General features: G+C 69.3%; 16 protein-coding genes. 8 read left to right on the top strand and 8 right to left on the bottom strand.

The features are described 5' to 3' along the window. Positions 1-324: 324 nt before the first annotated feature. Both ABZ898_RS24135 and ABZ898_RS24130 read right to left on the bottom strand, forming a co-directional pair. A complete protein-coding gene (locus ABZ898_RS24135) occupies positions 325-651 on the bottom strand; it encodes a hypothetical protein (RefSeq protein ID WP_361662515.1) in 327 nt (108 codons plus the stop codon). A gap of 331 nt (positions 652-982) precedes the next feature. Beyond that, entirely contained in the window at positions 983-1,126 is a 144-nt protein-coding gene (locus ABZ898_RS24130) for a hypothetical protein (protein ID WP_361662512.1), read from the bottom strand. 484 nt (positions 1,127-1,610) lie between these two features. Between ABZ898_RS24130 and ABZ898_RS24125 the strand changes: the two genes are divergently transcribed. Together ABZ898_RS24125 and ABZ898_RS24120 are read left to right on the top strand one after the other, a co-directional pair. After that, complete coding sequence (locus ABZ898_RS24125; RefSeq protein ID WP_361662509.1) at positions 1,611-2,432, top strand: aldo/keto reductase; 822 nt, start codon at positions 1,611-1,613, stop codon at positions 2,430-2,432. 38 nt (positions 2,433-2,470) lie between these two features. After that, complete coding sequence (locus ABZ898_RS24120) at positions 2,471-3,481, top strand: aldo/keto reductase (protein ID WP_361662507.1); 1,011 nt, start codon at positions 2,471-2,473, stop codon at positions 3,479-3,481. A 92-nt stretch (positions 3,482-3,573) separates the two neighbouring features. On the opposite strand, the gene ABZ898_RS24115 is transcribed toward ABZ898_RS24120, so the two are convergent. After that, the gene (locus tag ABZ898_RS24115) at positions 3,574-4,827 is read right to left on the bottom strand and encodes an FAD-dependent monooxygenase (protein WP_361662505.1); all 1,254 of its coding nucleotides are present in this window, start codon (positions 4,825-4,827) and stop codon (positions 3,574-3,576) included. Positions 4,828-4,907: 80 nt separating this feature from the next. Between ABZ898_RS24115 and ABZ898_RS24110 the strand changes: the two genes are divergently transcribed. After that, positions 4,908-5,480, top strand: a complete 573-nt coding sequence (locus ABZ898_RS24110) for a TetR/AcrR family transcriptional regulator C-terminal domain-containing protein (protein ID WP_361662645.1) — start codon at positions 4,908-4,910, stop codon at positions 5,478-5,480. A gap of 17 nt (positions 5,481-5,497) precedes the next feature. On the opposite strand, the gene ABZ898_RS24105 is transcribed toward ABZ898_RS24110, so the two are convergent. Further along, complete coding sequence (locus ABZ898_RS24105; protein WP_361662502.1) at positions 5,498-6,112, bottom strand: hypothetical protein; 615 nt, start codon at positions 6,110-6,112, stop codon at positions 5,498-5,500. A gap of 128 nt (positions 6,113-6,240) precedes the next feature. On the opposite strand from ABZ898_RS24105, the gene ABZ898_RS24100 reads away from it, so the two are divergent. Further along, positions 6,241-6,726 carry a DUF427 domain-containing protein gene (locus ABZ898_RS24100; RefSeq protein WP_361662499.1) on the top strand — a complete coding sequence of 162 codons (486 nt, stop codon included), beginning with the start codon at positions 6,241-6,243 and terminating at the stop codon, positions 6,724-6,726. A gap of 131 nt (positions 6,727-6,857) precedes the next feature. On the opposite strand, the gene ABZ898_RS24095 is transcribed toward ABZ898_RS24100, so the two are convergent. Further along, positions 6,858-7,598 (bottom strand): class I SAM-dependent methyltransferase, encoded by a 741-nt coding sequence (locus tag ABZ898_RS24095; protein ID WP_361662497.1) that lies wholly within the window; start codon positions 7,596-7,598, stop codon positions 6,858-6,860. A gap of 100 nt (positions 7,599-7,698) precedes the next feature. On the opposite strand from ABZ898_RS24095, the gene ABZ898_RS24090 reads away from it, so the two are divergent. Beyond that, entirely contained in the window at positions 7,699-8,235 is a 537-nt protein-coding gene (locus tag ABZ898_RS24090) for a GNAT family N-acetyltransferase (protein WP_361662495.1), read from the top strand. Positions 8,236-8,260: 25 nt separating this feature from the next. On the opposite strand, the gene ABZ898_RS24085 is transcribed toward ABZ898_RS24090, so the two are convergent. Further along, positions 8,261-9,334 (bottom strand): hypothetical protein, encoded by a 1,074-nt coding sequence (locus ABZ898_RS24085; RefSeq protein WP_361662492.1) that lies wholly within the window; start codon positions 9,332-9,334, stop codon positions 8,261-8,263. A gap of 147 nt (positions 9,335-9,481) precedes the next feature. Here ABZ898_RS24085 and ABZ898_RS24080 point away from each other — a divergent pair, with 147 nt between their 5' ends. Then, positions 9,482-10,111 (top strand): class I SAM-dependent methyltransferase, encoded by a 630-nt coding sequence (locus ABZ898_RS24080; RefSeq protein ID WP_361662489.1) that lies wholly within the window; start codon positions 9,482-9,484, stop codon positions 10,109-10,111. A 151-nt stretch (positions 10,112-10,262) separates the two neighbouring features. Then, positions 10,263-10,856, top strand: coding sequence for a YdeI/OmpD-associated family protein (locus tag ABZ898_RS24075; RefSeq protein ID WP_361662642.1), 594 nt, complete (start codon positions 10,263-10,265; stop codon positions 10,854-10,856). A 58-nt stretch (positions 10,857-10,914) separates the two neighbouring features. On the opposite strand, the gene ABZ898_RS24070 is transcribed toward ABZ898_RS24075, so the two are convergent. After that, positions 10,915-11,328: a hypothetical protein gene (locus ABZ898_RS24070; RefSeq protein ID WP_361662486.1), complete on the bottom strand. Its 414-nt coding sequence runs from the start codon at positions 11,326-11,328 to the stop codon at positions 10,915-10,917. 159 nt (positions 11,329-11,487) lie between these two features. Here ABZ898_RS24070 and ABZ898_RS24065 point away from each other — a divergent pair, with 159 nt between their 5' ends. Next, entirely contained in the window at positions 11,488-12,555 is a 1,068-nt protein-coding gene (locus tag ABZ898_RS24065; protein WP_361662483.1) for a hypothetical protein, read from the top strand. A gap of 71 nt (positions 12,556-12,626) precedes the next feature. Here the strand turns inward: ABZ898_RS24065 and ABZ898_RS24060 are convergent, their stop codons facing one another. Then, entirely contained in the window at positions 12,627-14,981 is a 2,355-nt protein-coding gene (locus ABZ898_RS24060) for an FdhF/YdeP family oxidoreductase (RefSeq protein WP_361662480.1), read from the bottom strand. Positions 14,982-15,106: the final 125 nt, after the last annotated feature.

Raw genomic sequence — 15,106 nt, 5'->3', positions numbered from 1 at the left:
GCGCCCGCCGCGCGAAGGTCTCCCGGGCGCGGATCAGCTCTTTATCGCGCGTGGGATCGGGCTCGATCCGGTACGCGGGTATGCCGTGGCCGTGGCTGTCGACGGCGTCGAGTCCCACCAGGGCGAGACCCAGTGCCAGGCCCGGAGTCGCCTCCAGCCGCCTGCGCCGTGCCCTGTCACCCTGAAGCGTCACCTCCAGATACCGGAGGGCCGCCAGAACCGGCTGTGTCTCAGGACGGTCGAGCATGTCACCGCTTCCCTCTGTCGGCAGGCTGCCCCGGCTTCTCACCCGGCACGCCCGTCCGATGATCGCCATGGATGCCGTCAGCGCTGTCGTGCCCGGCGCCGGAGAGGAGGTCGTTCCGGAAACGGACTCAGTTCGGGGAGGCAACTCTCGGCGCTGCTGGGCCAGGTGACCGCATCATGGATGTGCCGGCAACCCGATGGCGACTGTTCCGCGACGCGGGCCAGATGCTCACGCGTGAGGTCGGCGCCGCCGAAAGTGAGCCGCCCGCAGGCGCAGGGGTCCACGCGCATCGCCGTTTGGACGACCGTGTCGAGGGACAGCGCCGAGGCGACGGATTCGACGGCGACGAAACCGAAGTCGAATGCGATCTTGAAATCGCGATGACGTTTCTCCTCGGAGAACAAGCGGCTTCCAGCCAATGGCATATGCGCTGCTCTGCACTTTGCCAGAGAGCATTGATTCCCATGCATGCACCCCACAACAGGAATACGTCCTGGCGGTCACTGTTCGAGCGGCTGGATCACACAAATGCATTCACGCGCACTTCGCCAATATTGATAGTGCATTTAATGCCCGCCGCGCGTGTCTGCGTGAATAGGAAGAATTTCGAGTTTCCGGCGTGAAGAATGTGTGCATTTCGTGCTCGACCCGGTCGGGGGGGCATACCCCGTGGGCTTGCGCAGCGCAAGAGGCACGTCGTCGCCGGATCGGCACCTGGCGATGCCGCTCCGCGGGTCACTTCAGCCCGAGCGCGTCCCCGGTCGACGTCTTCCGCGAGGTGGTCGTGGAGCCGGGGTAGTACCAGCGCCAGTTGCCCGCCGAGGTGACAGTCACCTTGGCGGTCAGCTTTCCGGCGTCGCCCGTCTTTACGGTCTTCACTGTGCTGTACTGCGCGGCACCCTTCTTCCTGAATTGGAGCTGGACCTGCTGACCGGTGAATCCGTGGTACTTCCGGTCCTCCCAGTTGGCCCGCGACAGCGCGCCGGCGAGGGTCGCCGTGCTGCCCTCGGAGACTTCTTGGCGCAGGAGGTGTCGGTCCAGTCCGCGTAGCCGATACCGGTGGAGGGGCTGAACGTGCTGACCCGCGTCAGCCCCTTCACGCCCGAGTTGTCCTTGATGGTGATGGTGATCGGGTGCCGCATCGCCATCGACGTTCCCGCGACGACGTTGCCGCCGCCATTGACGACCGCCTTCACGACCCGTACGTCGCCACGCCCCTCCGTGTGCGCCTCGGGAGGCCGGTTGCGGCCGTGCCGGACGCGGGCGTGCGTACGCCGCTATACGGCGTTTGCAATTAGCCCGCGCATGCAATTAATGTCGGACCGTACCGCCCACGACAGCAGCAAGAAGAGGTGGACCACCCATGACCATCCCGAACGTCACCCTCAACAACGGCGTGCGGATGCCCCAGCTCGGCTTCGGCGTCTTCCAGGTTCCCGACGACGAGACCGCCGCCGCCGTCGGCCACGCCCTCCAGGCCGGCTACCGGAGCATCGACACCGCCGCGATCTACGGCAACGAGCGCGGCACGGGCCGCGCGATCGCCGAGTCCGGGATCGCCCGCGACGAGCTGTTCGTCACCACCAAGCTGTGGAACGACGACCAGGGCCACGACAGCACCCTCGCCGCCTTCGACGCCTCGCTGGACAAGCTCGGCCTCGACCACGTCGACCTGTACCTCGTGCACTGGCCCACCCCGGCCCGTGACCGCTACCTCGACTCCTGGCGCGCCCTGGAGCGGATCCTCGCCGAGGGCCGCGCCCGCGCCATCGGCGTCTCCAACTTCCAGGTGCCCCACCTGCGCCGCCTCATGGACCACAGCGGCATCGTCCCGGCCGTCAACCAGATCGAGCTGCACCCCGCGCTCCAGCAGGCCGAGCTGCGCGCCTTCCACGCCGAGCACGGCATCGCCACCGAGGCATGGAGCCCGCTGGCGCAGGGCGCGGTCCTCGGTGACGAGGCGATCGTCGCGGCCGCGAAGCGGCATGGAGTCAGCCCCGCCCAGGTGGTGATCCGCTGGCACCTGCAGACCGGCAACGTCGTGATCCCGAAGTCCGTCACGCCCGAGCGCATCCGCCAGAACCTCGACGTGTTCGGCTTCGAGCTGGCCGACGACGAGCTCGCCGCCATCGCCGCCCTCGACCGCGGCCTGCGCACGGGTCCGGACCCCGACACCCTCAACTGAGCCCCGGGCCGTGGTTCCTTCCACCCGAAAGACCTGACATGAGCATCCGTCATCTGCTGCCGGGCCCCGTCGGCTTCGGCGCGGCCCCGCTGGGCAACATGTTCCGCTCCCTCACGGACGAGGAGGCGCGGACCACCCTGCGGGCCGCCTGGGACCACGGCATCCGGTACTTCGACACCGCCCCCGTGTACGGGGCGGGCCTCGCGGAGACCCGCCTCGGCGAGTTCCTGTCGCAGTACGACCGTTCCGAGTACGTCCTGTCGACCAAGGTCGGCCGCCTGATCCTGGACGAGTTCGAGGAACCGTCCACCCGCGAACTGGGCGAGAAGGGCAACCTGTTCCAGTACGGTCTGCCCAACAAGATCCACAACGACTACAGCGCGGACGCGACGCTGCGCTCCGTCGAGGACAGCCTGAAGCGGCTGCGCACCGACCGCCTCGACATCGTCTGGGTGCACTCCGTCGCGCAGGACTTCTACGGCGACGACTGGATCGCCCGCTTCGAAGAAGCGCGCACCGGCGCCTTCCGCGCCCTGACCCGGCTGCGGGAGGAGGGTGTCATCAAGGCGTGGGGCCTCGGCGTCAACCGGGTCGAACCCCTGGAACTGACCCTCGACCTCGCCGAGCCCACCCCGGACGCCTTCCTGCTGGCCGGCCGCTACACGCTGCTCGACCACGAACGCGCCCTCCAGCGGCTCCTGCCCGCCGCCCTCCGGCACGACGTGGACCTCGTCGTCGGCGGCCCGTACAGCTCGGGCATCCTCGTCGGCGGCAGCCACTACGAGTACGGCGAGGCCCCGGCCGAGATCGTCGCGAAGGTGGAGCGGATCACCGCCCTCGCACGCGAACACGGCATCGGCGTCAAGTCCGCGGCACTCCAGTTCGTCCTCGCCCACCCGGCCGTCGCCGCCGTCGTCCCGGGCGCCAGCAGGCCCAGCCGCATCACGGAAGACCTCGCCGCCCTCGACCAGCCCGTCCCCGCCCCCTTCTGGCAGGCGCTCCGCACGGAGGGCATCGTCTCGACCGGGGCGCCGGTACCGCAGAGCTGATCGGGACGACGACCTCGGCCGCCCCGCCCTCTTCGCGCTTGCTGTGCACGTCCGGGGTCGTCACGGAACGGGACCCACGTCACCGGCAATTGTCACCGGCGACCGGCTTCCATGGATTCGTAGACCGGCAACCGCCAGGCACCGCCGCGGTCTTCCTTCGAGTACCGCGCGACAAGGTCCGGGATGCGGAGGAAGCAGGCCACCGCGGTGGCGTTCTGGAAGGCGCTGACGGCGCGCTTGCTCAGGGGCAGCCCCACGCGCAGGATGCGCGGGTTGACCTCGGCCTGGATCTCGTCGACGAAGGGCCGCAGGACGCGGTCATAGTTCGCCAGGGCGGTCGCCAGGTCGTCCGTGGTCCGGTTGATCTCACCGGCCAGGACGTACGCGCCGATCAGGCCGCCCGAGATGCCCATGCCGCTGTACGGAGAGGCGCAGTGCGCGGCGTCGCCGGCCAGGACGACGCGCCCCTTGGACCAGGTGCCGGTGCGCACCTGGACGATCTCCTGGGAGTAGAAGAACGGGCTCGTCCTCATGCCCTCGACGAAACGGCCGGTCTGCCAGCCGGCGTCGGCGAACCTGTCGGCCCAGAACTTCCGCTGCTGCTCGACAGGCGCGCGGTGGATCGCGGAGGCTTCCGCCGACTCCTCGCGCAGTACGAAGTACGCCTGGGTCTCGGTCGCGTTGTGACTGCGCCGCATGATCTGGCGGCCTCCCGGCACCATGTAGGTGTCGCGGATGTTGCTGTCCGAGGCGATGCGCGGCACGAACCAGTAGGCCATGTGGATACCGACGCGCCAGTACGGGTCGACGCCCTCCGGCAGCAGCGCCCGCCGTATGCGCGAGCCCTGTCCGTCGGCACCTACCAGCAGGTCGTACTCACCGGAGGACCCGTCCGAGAAGTGGGCGGTGACGCGGTGCTCGTCCTGGTCGAAGCCGTCGACGCTCTTGCCGAAGACGTACTCGGTGTCGTCTCTGGTCGCCCGGTGCAGGATGCGCACCAGGTCGCCGCGCATGATCTCGTACTCCGAGGTGAGGGTCTGGCGGCCCCGGCCGGACGCGTTGGCCATGATCGTCGCCTTCGGCCTCCCGCGTGAGTCCACGAAGGCCACCCCCGCCTCGTCCACGAGGTGACCGCGCACGGTCTCCAGCAGTCCCATGCGGCGGACCGCCTCGATGCCCTGGCCGCGCAGATCGACCTGTGCTCCGGCGGCGCGCAGCGCGGGGAAGCGCTCCACGACCGTCACCTGGTGGCCGCCACGGCTGAGCCAGAAGGCCAGTGCCTGCCCGGCGATGCCGCCCCCGGCGACCAGAACCCGCAGCGAGCGCCTCGCGCCCCTGTTCGTCACGCCCGACCACCTCAAAATCTATCAGTGATTGAATCCTCTCCAGAGTCTTCTATCACCGATAGAATGTCAACGTGACCAAGATGAACCGTGAGACCGTCGTCGCCGAGGCGCTCGATCTGCTCGACGAGGTGGGCCTGGACACGGTCAGCACCCGGCGGCTGGCCAAACGGCTGGGCGTCGAGCAGCCCTCGCTCTACTACCACTTCCGGACCAAGGGGGATCTCCTCGCGGCCATGGCCGCGGCAGCGATGGCCCCGCATGCCGACGCCCCGCTTCCGTCGCCCGAGGACGACTGGCGCGCGTGGTTCCTCGCGAACTCACGCAGCTTCCGTCGCACCCTGCTGCGACACCGGGACGGCGCACGACTCCACGCCGGCAGCACCCCGACCGGTGACCTCGACCGCATCCGGCACAAGATGGCCTTCCTCGTCGCCTCCGGCCTCCCCGAGCGGGACGCGCAGATGGCGATGCTGGCCACCGGCAGATTCACGGTCGGCTGCGTACTGGAGGAACAGGCGGAACAGGCGGACACGGGATCAACGGACGGCCAGGACCTGCCGCCCGACGTCCCGGCCCTCGACCACGAAGCCGCCTTCGAGGCGGGCCTCGCCCTCATCCTGGACGGCCTGGCGCAGCGGACCCTCCCCGGCTAGGCGAGCCGTCGACGCCGTCACATCAGGGGGTTGTGCAGATCAAGAACTTCGCCGAGGTAGATGCGAGAAGCGCCCTCTGTCCGTACGGCAGAGACACGGATGCGCTCGCCGGGCAGCAGGGCCAGGAGCATCAGAGGTCCGGGCACGCGGTGGGTGGAGAGTGCCGCTGTCCCGGCTGAGGCCGGTGCGACGCGTTCGACCTCGATGAGGTCGACTTCGCTGCCCACCAGGAGTTCCGCGACCTGTACGAGTTCCCCCTCGTCACCGTCCGGGCCGCGCCCGGTGTGGACCAGGGACTCGGACGCCCCGATCACGGAGACGGGCGCCCCGGCCAAGGCGTGCTCGACGACGGCGGGGTCCGCCAGATCCACTCCGAGGATGCTCCCGTTGAGATGGTCGCAATGCTCCCAGAACCCGTCGTGCTGCCGTACGGAGTAGTACAACTCCTCGGCCAGCAGACCGTCGTTCCTCCGATGCAGAAGCAGGACGAACCCGAGGCTGCCGCTGACCCAGACATCGGCGACGACGGGAGCACCGCTGAGAACGGTCAGGCGATCCGCCCTTGCTTGTCGAGTGGTCGAGCCTTGACGTTGCAGGGCTGCGCCCGCGATGTCAGCCAGTGGTTCTCTCATGACCCCGTTGCCTTCTCGATGCGTTGTACGCCCACGTGCCTTCCGTCGCAAGCGCACGCCCGTCCCGTGCCTCGACCGGTATCCACCGTTGCCTGGCGCGGGCCGGGGCGTGGTCGCAGGATGGAACCATGTCCGATCACCCGCCGCCCCGGACCGAGTCCGTCTGGGACTACCCCCGGCCTCCCGCGATCCGGCCCGACAGCCGACGCGTCCGCGTGGAGTGCGCCGGCGTCGAAGTGGCCGACACGCGGCGGGCCCTGCGCGTGCTGGAGACCTCGCACCCGCCCGTCTTCTACCTCCCTGCCGAGGACGTGAACACCGACCTGCTGGTTCCAGCCCGTGGGAGTACGTGGTGCGAGTGGAAGGGGCGGGCGGTGTACTGGGACCTGGCGATCGGCCCCTACATCCGCAGGCGCGCCGCCTGGAGCTACCCCAGTCCCACGGGCGGCTACGAACGTCTCACCGACCACTTCGCCGTCTATCCCGAGTCAGTCGACCTGTGCACGGTCGACGGCGAGGTCGTGCGCGCGCAGGAGGGTGACTTCTATGGCGGCTGGGTCACCGCCGAGATCGAGGGTCCGTTCAAGGGCGGCCCGGGTACGGCGCTGTGGTGAGCCACTGGTCCGGGCGCGGGCTGGGCACGCTCGGGGCGGGTGCCCACGGGGATGGCTGTGCGACCGAGGCGGCAGGCCGTGCGCAGTCGATTTCGGGGAGCTGAAAGCCCTGTTCGAACCGACAGATGCGCTCACGGCTTGTGGGTCACCCAGAGGAGTTCCGCCGGCCAGCGGTGTGCCCAGTCGGGCGGGTCGGTCTCGTTGTAGCCGTTGGGTGTTCCGGGTTCGGGCCGCGGCTCGATGAGGTCGTCGATGACGAGACCCGCGCCGCGCAGGACCCTGACCCAGTCGCCGTAGGTGAGTTGATAACTGGTCGCGCCATCGCCCTCGGCGATCGTGTCCAGCCCGAAGTAGTCCTGCCGAAGCGTTGTGGTCACGCGGCTGGCGGCCTCGTCGTAGCAAGCCTCGAACCACGGGCTGGCGACGTTGAACACCAGACGTCCGCCTCGGCGCAGGACGCGTGCGGCCTCCGGGACGGCGCGATGTGGCGGTGCCCAGCTCAGCCCGCCGAAGTCGCAGAACGCCAGGTCGAAGCTCTCGGCGGCGAAGGGGAGCTGTTCGGCGGCACCTTGCACCAGCGGATAGCGAGCCGCTCCCATCGCCTGTTCCGCTGCCGCGAGTTGGGCGTCGGACAGGTCCAGTCCGACCACGGCGGCACCCTCGGCCGTGAGCGCCCTGGACCACTGGCCGGCGCCGCAGCCGAGTTCGAGGACACGCTTGCCGGTGACATCGCCCAGGGCGCGCAGGTGCGCGTCGGGGATGGAGTACATGCCCCACAACCGGGGCGCGGCGCCGATCTGCGGATCGTGCTCGTGCTGGTAGGCGCTGCTGATCCGGTTCCAGAGCCGCCGATTGGCGGGGATGCTGTCCACGGGCCGACTCCAGCACCGTCTGCCGTGAGCGGTCAACATGATTGGCGCACTGGTGAGTGGCGGGGAACCCTCGCAGGTGCTCGGCACCTACCATCGGGAGATGCTGACTCCCGCCCTGTACACGAGCGACGGCCACCCCCGCTCCGACATCGTCATGGCCGAGCTGAGCCTCACCGACGAGGCCACAGCGGCGGCGGTTCACCGTATCGGTCGGCACGCCTACGCGGTCGAGGCCGAGTTGATCCGCTTCGACGGCATCCCGGCCCTGCTTGAGAGCCTGGAAGAGATGCGGGCCCAGCCGCTGCGGTGGCTCGGGGCGATGGCCGAGGGCGAGATCACCGCGTTCGTCGCCTGGCGGGACCTGCCCGAGAACCTCATCGACATCGAGCGCGTGTGCGTCGATCCCCGATGGTTCCGCCGCGGCCTGGCCGCGGCCCTGCTAAGGCATCTCCTGACCGACCTCGCTCCCGGACGCGACGCGCTGGTGAGCACCGGCGCCGACAACCGTCCAGCCGTCGCCCTGTACGAACGCCTGGGCTTCTCCCGTATCGACACCATCGAACCCGCCCCCGGCCTCCGGCTGGCCCGGTTCAGGCTGACCCGTCGGACCGACGGGGTCGGAACGATGCCGTGGTGACGTGGACGTACCGGACCCCGACCCCTCACTGGATCAGGTCGGTGTGCGGATGCCCGGGCGACGTCGGGCAGACGTAGATCTGCATGTTGTCCGTGCTGCCCACCTCCACCTGCGTCGGCTGTGAGGGGTTCTGGCCCGCGTAGGAGGAGCCGGTGGCGGCGGCCTGGTCCTCCTGCGGCGCCCAACTGTGACCGTCGCCGCCGTCCCACTCCCAGGAAGCGATCGTCAGCAGCGGCACCATCCGTGCCTCGCACACCGCGCAGTAGCGGGGGTTGGGGTCGGTACGGCCCCAAGGGGGCCAGCCGCCGACCTTCCAGCCGGGTGCGTCGCCCAGGTGAACGGAGTAGAAGTCACGCGGAGACTCCTCGTAGGAGCTGTCCACAGCGGTTCCGGCCGCCTGCCATCTGTCCCAGTCCTCCAGCATCCCCTGCAGCTCCGGGCTCAGATCCAGGATGTTCGGGTACTCGGTGATGGCTTCCGGCGCCAGCACGCACGTCTCCGGCACGTAACCCGGGTAGTCCGCCTCGTACGGCTCCGGTGGCGTGGCGAGGACGTCGCCCACCTCCGCGGCCGACCGCCAGAACAGTGCGGTGGCCGGCTTGTAATTCGGTTCGTGCTCATAGGGGCACCACAGAACCTGCAGCAGGTCGGCCTGCCCCGGCGGCCGCAACAGCGGTATGTCGCGCAGGAACAGCTGAGCCACGGGCAGCATCGGAACCGGGCACTCGGCGGGCAGCGGCGGGCCTGCAGCGTGCCGTTCGGCGAGCCACGCGGCATTGCGTTCCTTGAGTGCCTCCTCCTCGGGCGTGAGCACGGGAGGCGGGTCGCCAGGACGCCACCGGGACCGCAGGCGTCGCTGGAGCCGCACTTCGGCCGGCGACTTGCGGAAGCCGGTGTCCACATGTAGGTGTACGTCCTCGCAGTACGGCCACGGCTCCCCGGCCGGCCACAACAGCGGCCCGCCGACCGAACTGTCCCTGACCGAAGGCGATCCCGGACGCGGATGCAGCCGGACGGCAGGCCGCGCCAGCTGAGTCAGCTCGGGAAAGACCGCGGTCACCTCGACGGGCCGCGGGGGAGTGGTGCGTACGAATCCCATGCCGGTGATCCTGTCAGCAGCCACTGACAGTCCCGTGCCGCGATGACCCGCGTCGGCGCTCAACTGGCCGCAAGACCCGCCCAACAACTTGGTCCGGCCTGACAATGTGCGGTCCCCGACCGGCACTTGGGTGCTAGTTTCCCTGCCGTGTCGGACCACCGTGATGAGACCAGGACCGCCTACGACGGCGTCGTCGAGCTGTACGCGTCGATGTTCGCCGACGGGCTGGAGGCACGCCCGTTCGCGCGGAACATGATCGGTACGTTCGCCGAGCTCGTGCGGGGCACGGGGCACCTGCGGGTTGCCGATGTCGGATGCGGCCCCGGCCATCTGACGGCCATGCTGCACGACCTGGGGCTGGACTCCTTCGGGCTGGACCTCTCCCCGGGCATGGTCGCCCACGCCCGGCAGGCCCACCCAGGGCTGCGCTTCGATGTGGCGTCGATGGAGGAGCTGCCGGTCGAGGACGGCGTGCTCGGTGGCGTGCTGGCCCACTACTCGATGATCCACACCCCGCCCGAGGAACTGCCCGCCCTCCTCGCTGAGCAGGCGCGGGTCCTGGCACCGGGAGGTCTGCTCCTGGTGTCCCTCTTCGGGACCGAAGGCCCGCACCCCGTCCGCTTCGACCACAAGGTGGCGCCCGCCTACAGCTGGCCGGCGGAGCGGTTCGCCGACTTGCTCACCAAAGCCGGACTCGTCACGACGGCCCGGCTGCTCCACGACCCGGAGACCGAGCGAGGCTTCCTCGACACGCACCTACTGGCCCGCCGCACTTAGCGGGGTGTCTCGCCGATCGCGCCGGGCTCACGGGCGTGAAGAAGCACTCGCCGCGTCGAGCTCAAGAACTACTGGGCTCGGTTGGGCCCATTGGCGGCGACCGTTCATTGACGTGAGCCGGGTGCCCGAACGCACCACGAAGATCGGCCGGGTGTGGTTCGCTGCTGGGGTGACTTTGGACCTGGAGACCGTCGCCTTCGAATCCGCCGAGGCATTCCGGACATGGCTCGACGAGAACCACGCCGTCTCGTCCGGCATCTGGCTCAAGCTGCGTAAGAAGGGCCCCGGAATCGTCGCGCTCGACTACGCCCAGGCGCTCGACGTGGCCCTCTGCTACGGCTGGATCGACGGCCAGAAGGCCAAGTTCGACGACGAGTGGTGGCTCCAGCGCTTCACCCCGCGCAAGCCGCGCAGCAGGTGGTCCAAGGTCAACCGGGACAAGGTGACGGCCTTGATCGAGCAGGGCCGGATGCGTCCTCAGGGACAGGCCGAGATCGACCGCGCGAAGGCGGACGGCCGCTGGGACGCGGCCTACGACAGCGCGAAGACCGCCACGGTGCCGGACGACCTCGCGGCGGCCCTGACCGCCGACCCGGCCGCGGCGGCCTTCTTCGAGACACTGGACCGGCAGAACCGCTACGCGATCCTGTACCGGATCCAGGACGCCAAGAAGCCCGAGACCAGGGCGCGCCGGATAGAGAAGTTCGTGGCGATGCTGGCAAAGGGCGAGAAGCTGCACCCTTAGTCCCGCGGCGGGAACACCGCCGCCCGGCGCTTCGGACGCTGATCGTCGCGCTCGACCATCACTCGACCGTCAGCAGGAAGAAGCCCACATACAGAAGCATGAGGAGCGAGCCCACGACGGCGGCCAGCAGGAGCGTGCCGGCGACGCGGGCGCTCAACGTGCCCCAGAACTCCCTCCGCCTACCGACGGTCGTGTCGGTGCGCAGCTCGGACGGTATGTCGACGCGTCCTTCGGCGATGGCCACCGTGGCCCTGCGCACGTCCCCGGGGTGGAAGTGGTAGAAGGTCGGCTCCGCCCCCCACGTGCCCCGGCTTTCCCCGCCGAAGCGGCGGACGCGGACGTCCGCGAGGTGAGCGGCTGTAGGCAGCCAGTCCTTGCGCACCGGCCACAGCTTGGCGACCTCGGCGCTGCTGAGCCAGGGCTCCTCGTCTTCCGTGGCTTCAGGTCTCTCCGGGTCCGGCGTAGGCGGCATGCTTCCCCCTTAATGCGGCAGGCGTCGTCCCGTACATACCCATTTTCCCGCCGTCGACAGAGCGTCTGAGACGCCGCGCCTCGTTGTCAGAGCCCTGTGCCATCATGCGTACGCGTCCTGGGGGAGCGGGCCGCGGACTGCTGATCGACAGGGGTGGGGATGGGCGCGGATACGGAGCCTGACGGTTCGTCGAGGTCCGACGAGGAGTGGGACCGGTTCCTGCGCGAATCGGTGGCGGGCGTCCCCGACTCGCCCAAGGAGCCGTCCGCGCGGGCCCGCGACGTGGCGAAGCGGCTGCGCGCGGTGCCTGGGGGTGGCGTGGCGGGCCGGGCCAGCCACCCGCCCGCGAGGCCCAAGCGGCGTACGGGCGGGTACGTGGTCGGACTCCTGGCCGTGCTGGCGCTGCTCGGGGTGGCGCTCGCGCCCCAGCGGTGGGTGAACCTGATCACCGGCGGCACCGACTCCGCGCCGCTGTCGGCCCAACGCCCTACGGCGGACCAGCCGTTCCGCGGCTCACCTGCCGCGCGCTGGGCGAGCGGACCGGCGGGGATCACCATGCCGAAGGCCGAGACGGTCGGCTGGATGGACGCGGCGGAGGTCGAGCGGGCCCTGGCCCGCAGCCGGGACTTCGTCGTCGCCTCCGGCCTGGACCGCGGGGTGCTGCGGGGCGAGCGTCCCGAGAAGGCGATCGCGCAGATCAACCCGCACCAGAAGGACGTCCAGGAACTGCTGCGGGTCGCATTCCGAACCCCCAGCGAGAAGAACGACCCCCTTCTGCTGTTCAGCCGGTTCAAACCCTCCCGCGCCCACCTGGTCGGCGACGTCGTGAAGACCCGGGGCGAACTGACCTACCGGGAGGGCGAGCGCGGCGCGCTCCAGGTGACCGCCGACGTCACCTTCGTCTACCCGGTCGCCCGCGCCGACGCGGGCGGAAGTGTGGACGGCAACGACGAGATCGTACGCACGATCGTCCGACGCGAGCTGGTCCTGAGCTGGGACGACCCCGACAAGGTGGTCACGGAGCCGGGCACGTTCTCGATCGTCTCCTACAAGTACAACGTGACCAACGGCGGCTGCGGTGCCCCGACGGGCTATTTCGTCCCGCCCTTCGGCACTGACCACCAGCAGGCCGAGGCCGACAGAGAGATCGACCCGTACGAACGCGGCACACCGGTCGTGCGGGGCGAGTCCTCCGGGGAGGAGTGCGGCAGGGCGACGCGGTCCTAGTCAGCCGGAGATCCGTCGGCCTCACCGCCTCTGCGAGGCCGCCCGCAAGAGCTGCCCCGATGCCCTCCTCCTCAGGCGTCCTGCTCGATCGTGACGTCCAGTTGTTTCATCAGGGGTTGCTCGCTCTGGGAGCTGTAGTCGCTGATCGAGATCAGCTGGTTCAGCTCCGGCATGTAGCCGGCCGCGACCCCGCGAGGGATGTCGTGCTTGACCGCGAGGAACCCCTTCAGGGTGCGCTCCGTGCCGTCCTTCGCGTACGCCGTGATCCTGGTCGGCTGGAACTCCTCCAGGCCGCGCTCGTCCATGTCCTCGGCGTTCATGAAGACGAGCGTGCGCAGGTTGTGGATGCCCCGGTAGCGGTCGTTGTCGGTGTAGATCGTCGTGTTCCACTGGTCGTGGGAACGCATCGCGCCCAGAACGAGCCGTCCGTCGCGGGGCACCACGTCGGGCAGCCGGGCGTGCGAGAACTCGGCGCGGCCGCTGGGGGTGAGGAAGACCAGCTCGCGGGCGGGCTGCTTGATCCGGAAGCCCATCGGCAGCCGGACACGCCGGTTGAAGTCCTCGAAGCCGTACAGGACCTTCGACATGGTGTCGCGGATGCGGTCGTAGTCCTCGACGTACCACTCCCACGGCGTCGCGGAGTCCGGCAGTGCCGCCCGTGCGAGGCCGGCGATGATCGCGGGCTCCGAGAGCAGCTGCGGCGAGGCCGGGTGCTGGTTGCCCTGGGACAGATGCACCATCGAGTCGCCGTCCTCGACCGACAGCCGCTGCACGCCGCCCCGCTGGACGTCCTTCTCGGTACGGCCCAGGCACGGCAGGATCAGCGCCCGCTTGCCGTGGACGATGTGGCTGCGGTTGAGCTTGGTGCTGACGTAGACCGTCAGACCGACCTTCCGCAGGGCCGCGTACGTGTACCTGGTGTCCGGCAGGGCGAGCGCGAAGTTGCCCGCCATGCCGACGAAGACCTTGATGTCCCCGCGGTCCATCGCCTCGACGGTGCCGATGACGTCCAGCCCGTCCTCACGCGGCGGATCGATCCCGCAGACCTCGGCGAGCTTGTTGAGGAACTCCCGCGTCGGAGCGTTGGTGATGCCGCAGGTCCGGTTGCCCTGCACATTGCTGTGGCCCCGGTTGGGCGCTGCCCCGGCGCCCTCGCGGCCGATGTTGCCGCGCAGCAGCAGGACGTTGATGATCTCGCGGATGGTGTCCACGGCGTGCTCGTGCTGGTTGACGCCCAGCCCCCAGGTGATGATCGACCGGTCGGCGCCGCGGTAGATCGAGGCGGCCTGGAGGATGTCCTCCTTGGTCACGCCCGACTGGTGGACGATCTCGTCCCACGAGGTGTCCTCGACCAGCCTCCGGTAGTCGTCGAACCCGGTCGTGTGGCGGCGCAGGAACTCCCTGTCGATCGCGTGATCGTCCCTCTCGGACAGCTCCAGGGTCGCCTTGGCGATGCCGCGCATCAGCGCCATGTCGCCGGCCGACCGGGGCTGGATGTCGAGGTTGCTGGTCGGGGTGGCGTGGAAGGTCGCCATCGCCAGGATGTCGTGCGGGATGATCGTACGGGTGGCACCCGCCTCGACCTGCGGATTGATGTGGACGATCTTCTTGCCCGCCCGGTAGAGCTGAGCCAGCGGCGTGAGCATGCGCGGGGCGTTGGAGGCGGCGTTGATGCCGATCACGAAGACGGCGTCCGCGGCCTCCCAGTCCTTCAGGTCCACCGTGCCCTTGCCGGTGCCGAGCGAGTCGAGCATCGCGCGGCTGCCGGCCTCGGTGCACATGTTGGCGCAGTCCGGCTGGTTGTTGGTGCCCAGTTCGCGCGTCATGAGCTGGTAGAGGAAGGAAGCCTCGTTGCCCAGCCGTCCCGAGGTGTAGTACGAAGCCTGGTCCGGGTTCTCCAGGGCGCGGACGGCATCGCCGAACAGCTTGAAGGCGTCCGCCCATCTGATCGGAACGTAATGGTCCGTGTCCGGGTCGTACACCATCGGCTCGGTGAGCCGCCCCTCCGCCTCCAGGTCATGGTCGTTCCAGTCGAAGAGCGAGGTGACGCTGTGCCGCGCGAAGAACTCGCGGGTGACGCGCTTGCCCGTCATCTCCCACGTGGTGTGCTTGATCCCGTTCTCGCAGAGGTCCAGCGCCAGGTCCTTGGTGTCGGGCCACGCGCAGCCCGGACAGTCGAAGCCGCCGCTGTTCTCCTGGTTCATCTTCAGCATCTCCAGCGAGCCGACCACGACCTCGCGCTCGTCGACCAGGAACTCGGTGACCGCCTTCGCCGCGCCCCACCCCGCTGCCGGATGCGTGTACGGCTTCGACTCGGGCGGCCCCTTCGGCAGGGGGCCGACCCGCGGCTCCAGCGGCTCGCCGGCCGCGGCCTTCTCCTGCCGTGCGGTCTCGGCCGCGGCCTCGAACAGCTCATCGTCACCCATGATCGGCCCCTTGCCGTCATACTTCCTTTTCCTCACTTTCGAGGCTATGTGCCTACTGCCTGACCGGCATGGGCAGAGCCGGGTTCAGGGGGCGTCGATCGTTTCGGTTTCCCAAGGTCAAGGAC

This window comes from Streptomyces sp. NPDC046860, assembly GCF_040645115.1.
Taxonomy (GTDB): domain Bacteria; phylum Actinomycetota; class Actinomycetes; order Streptomycetales; family Streptomycetaceae; genus Streptomyces.
The sequence above is the reverse complement of the archived record's forward strand: the minus strand, read 5'-3'. Positions and strand labels throughout refer to the sequence as shown.

Bases quoted from the DNA above. Each gene is read 5' to 3' on its own strand.
- ABZ898_RS24085 (WP_361662492.1), bottom strand. From the start codon at position 9,334: ATGGGATTCGTACGCACCACTCCCCCGCGGCCCGTCGAGGTGACCGCG.
- ABZ898_RS24125 (WP_361662509.1), top strand. From the start codon at position 1,611: ATGACCATCCCGAACGTCACCCTCAACAACGGCGTGCGGATGCCCCAG.
- ABZ898_RS24090 (WP_361662495.1), top strand. From the start codon at position 7,699: ATGCTGACTCCCGCCCTGTACACGAGCGACGGCCACCCCCGCTCCGAC.
- ABZ898_RS24120 (WP_361662507.1), top strand. From the start codon at position 2,471: ATGAGCATCCGTCATCTGCTGCCGGGCCCCGTCGGCTTCGGCGCGGCC.
- ABZ898_RS24065 (WP_361662483.1), top strand. From the start codon at position 11,488: ATGGGCGCGGATACGGAGCCTGACGGTTCGTCGAGGTCCGACGAGGAG.
- ABZ898_RS24070 (WP_361662486.1), bottom strand. From the start codon at position 11,328: ATGCCGCCTACGCCGGACCCGGAGAGACCTGAAGCCACGGAAGACGAG.
- ABZ898_RS24105 (WP_361662502.1), bottom strand. From the start codon at position 6,112: ATGAGAGAACCACTGGCTGACATCGCGGGCGCAGCCCTGCAACGTCAA.
- ABZ898_RS24060 (WP_361662480.1), bottom strand. From the start codon at position 14,981: ATGGGTGACGATGAGCTGTTCGAGGCCGCGGCCGAGACCGCACGGCAG.
- ABZ898_RS24100 (WP_361662499.1), top strand. From the start codon at position 6,241: ATGTCCGATCACCCGCCGCCCCGGACCGAGTCCGTCTGGGACTACCCC.
- ABZ898_RS24110 (WP_361662645.1), top strand. From the start codon at position 4,908: ATGAACCGTGAGACCGTCGTCGCCGAGGCGCTCGATCTGCTCGACGAG.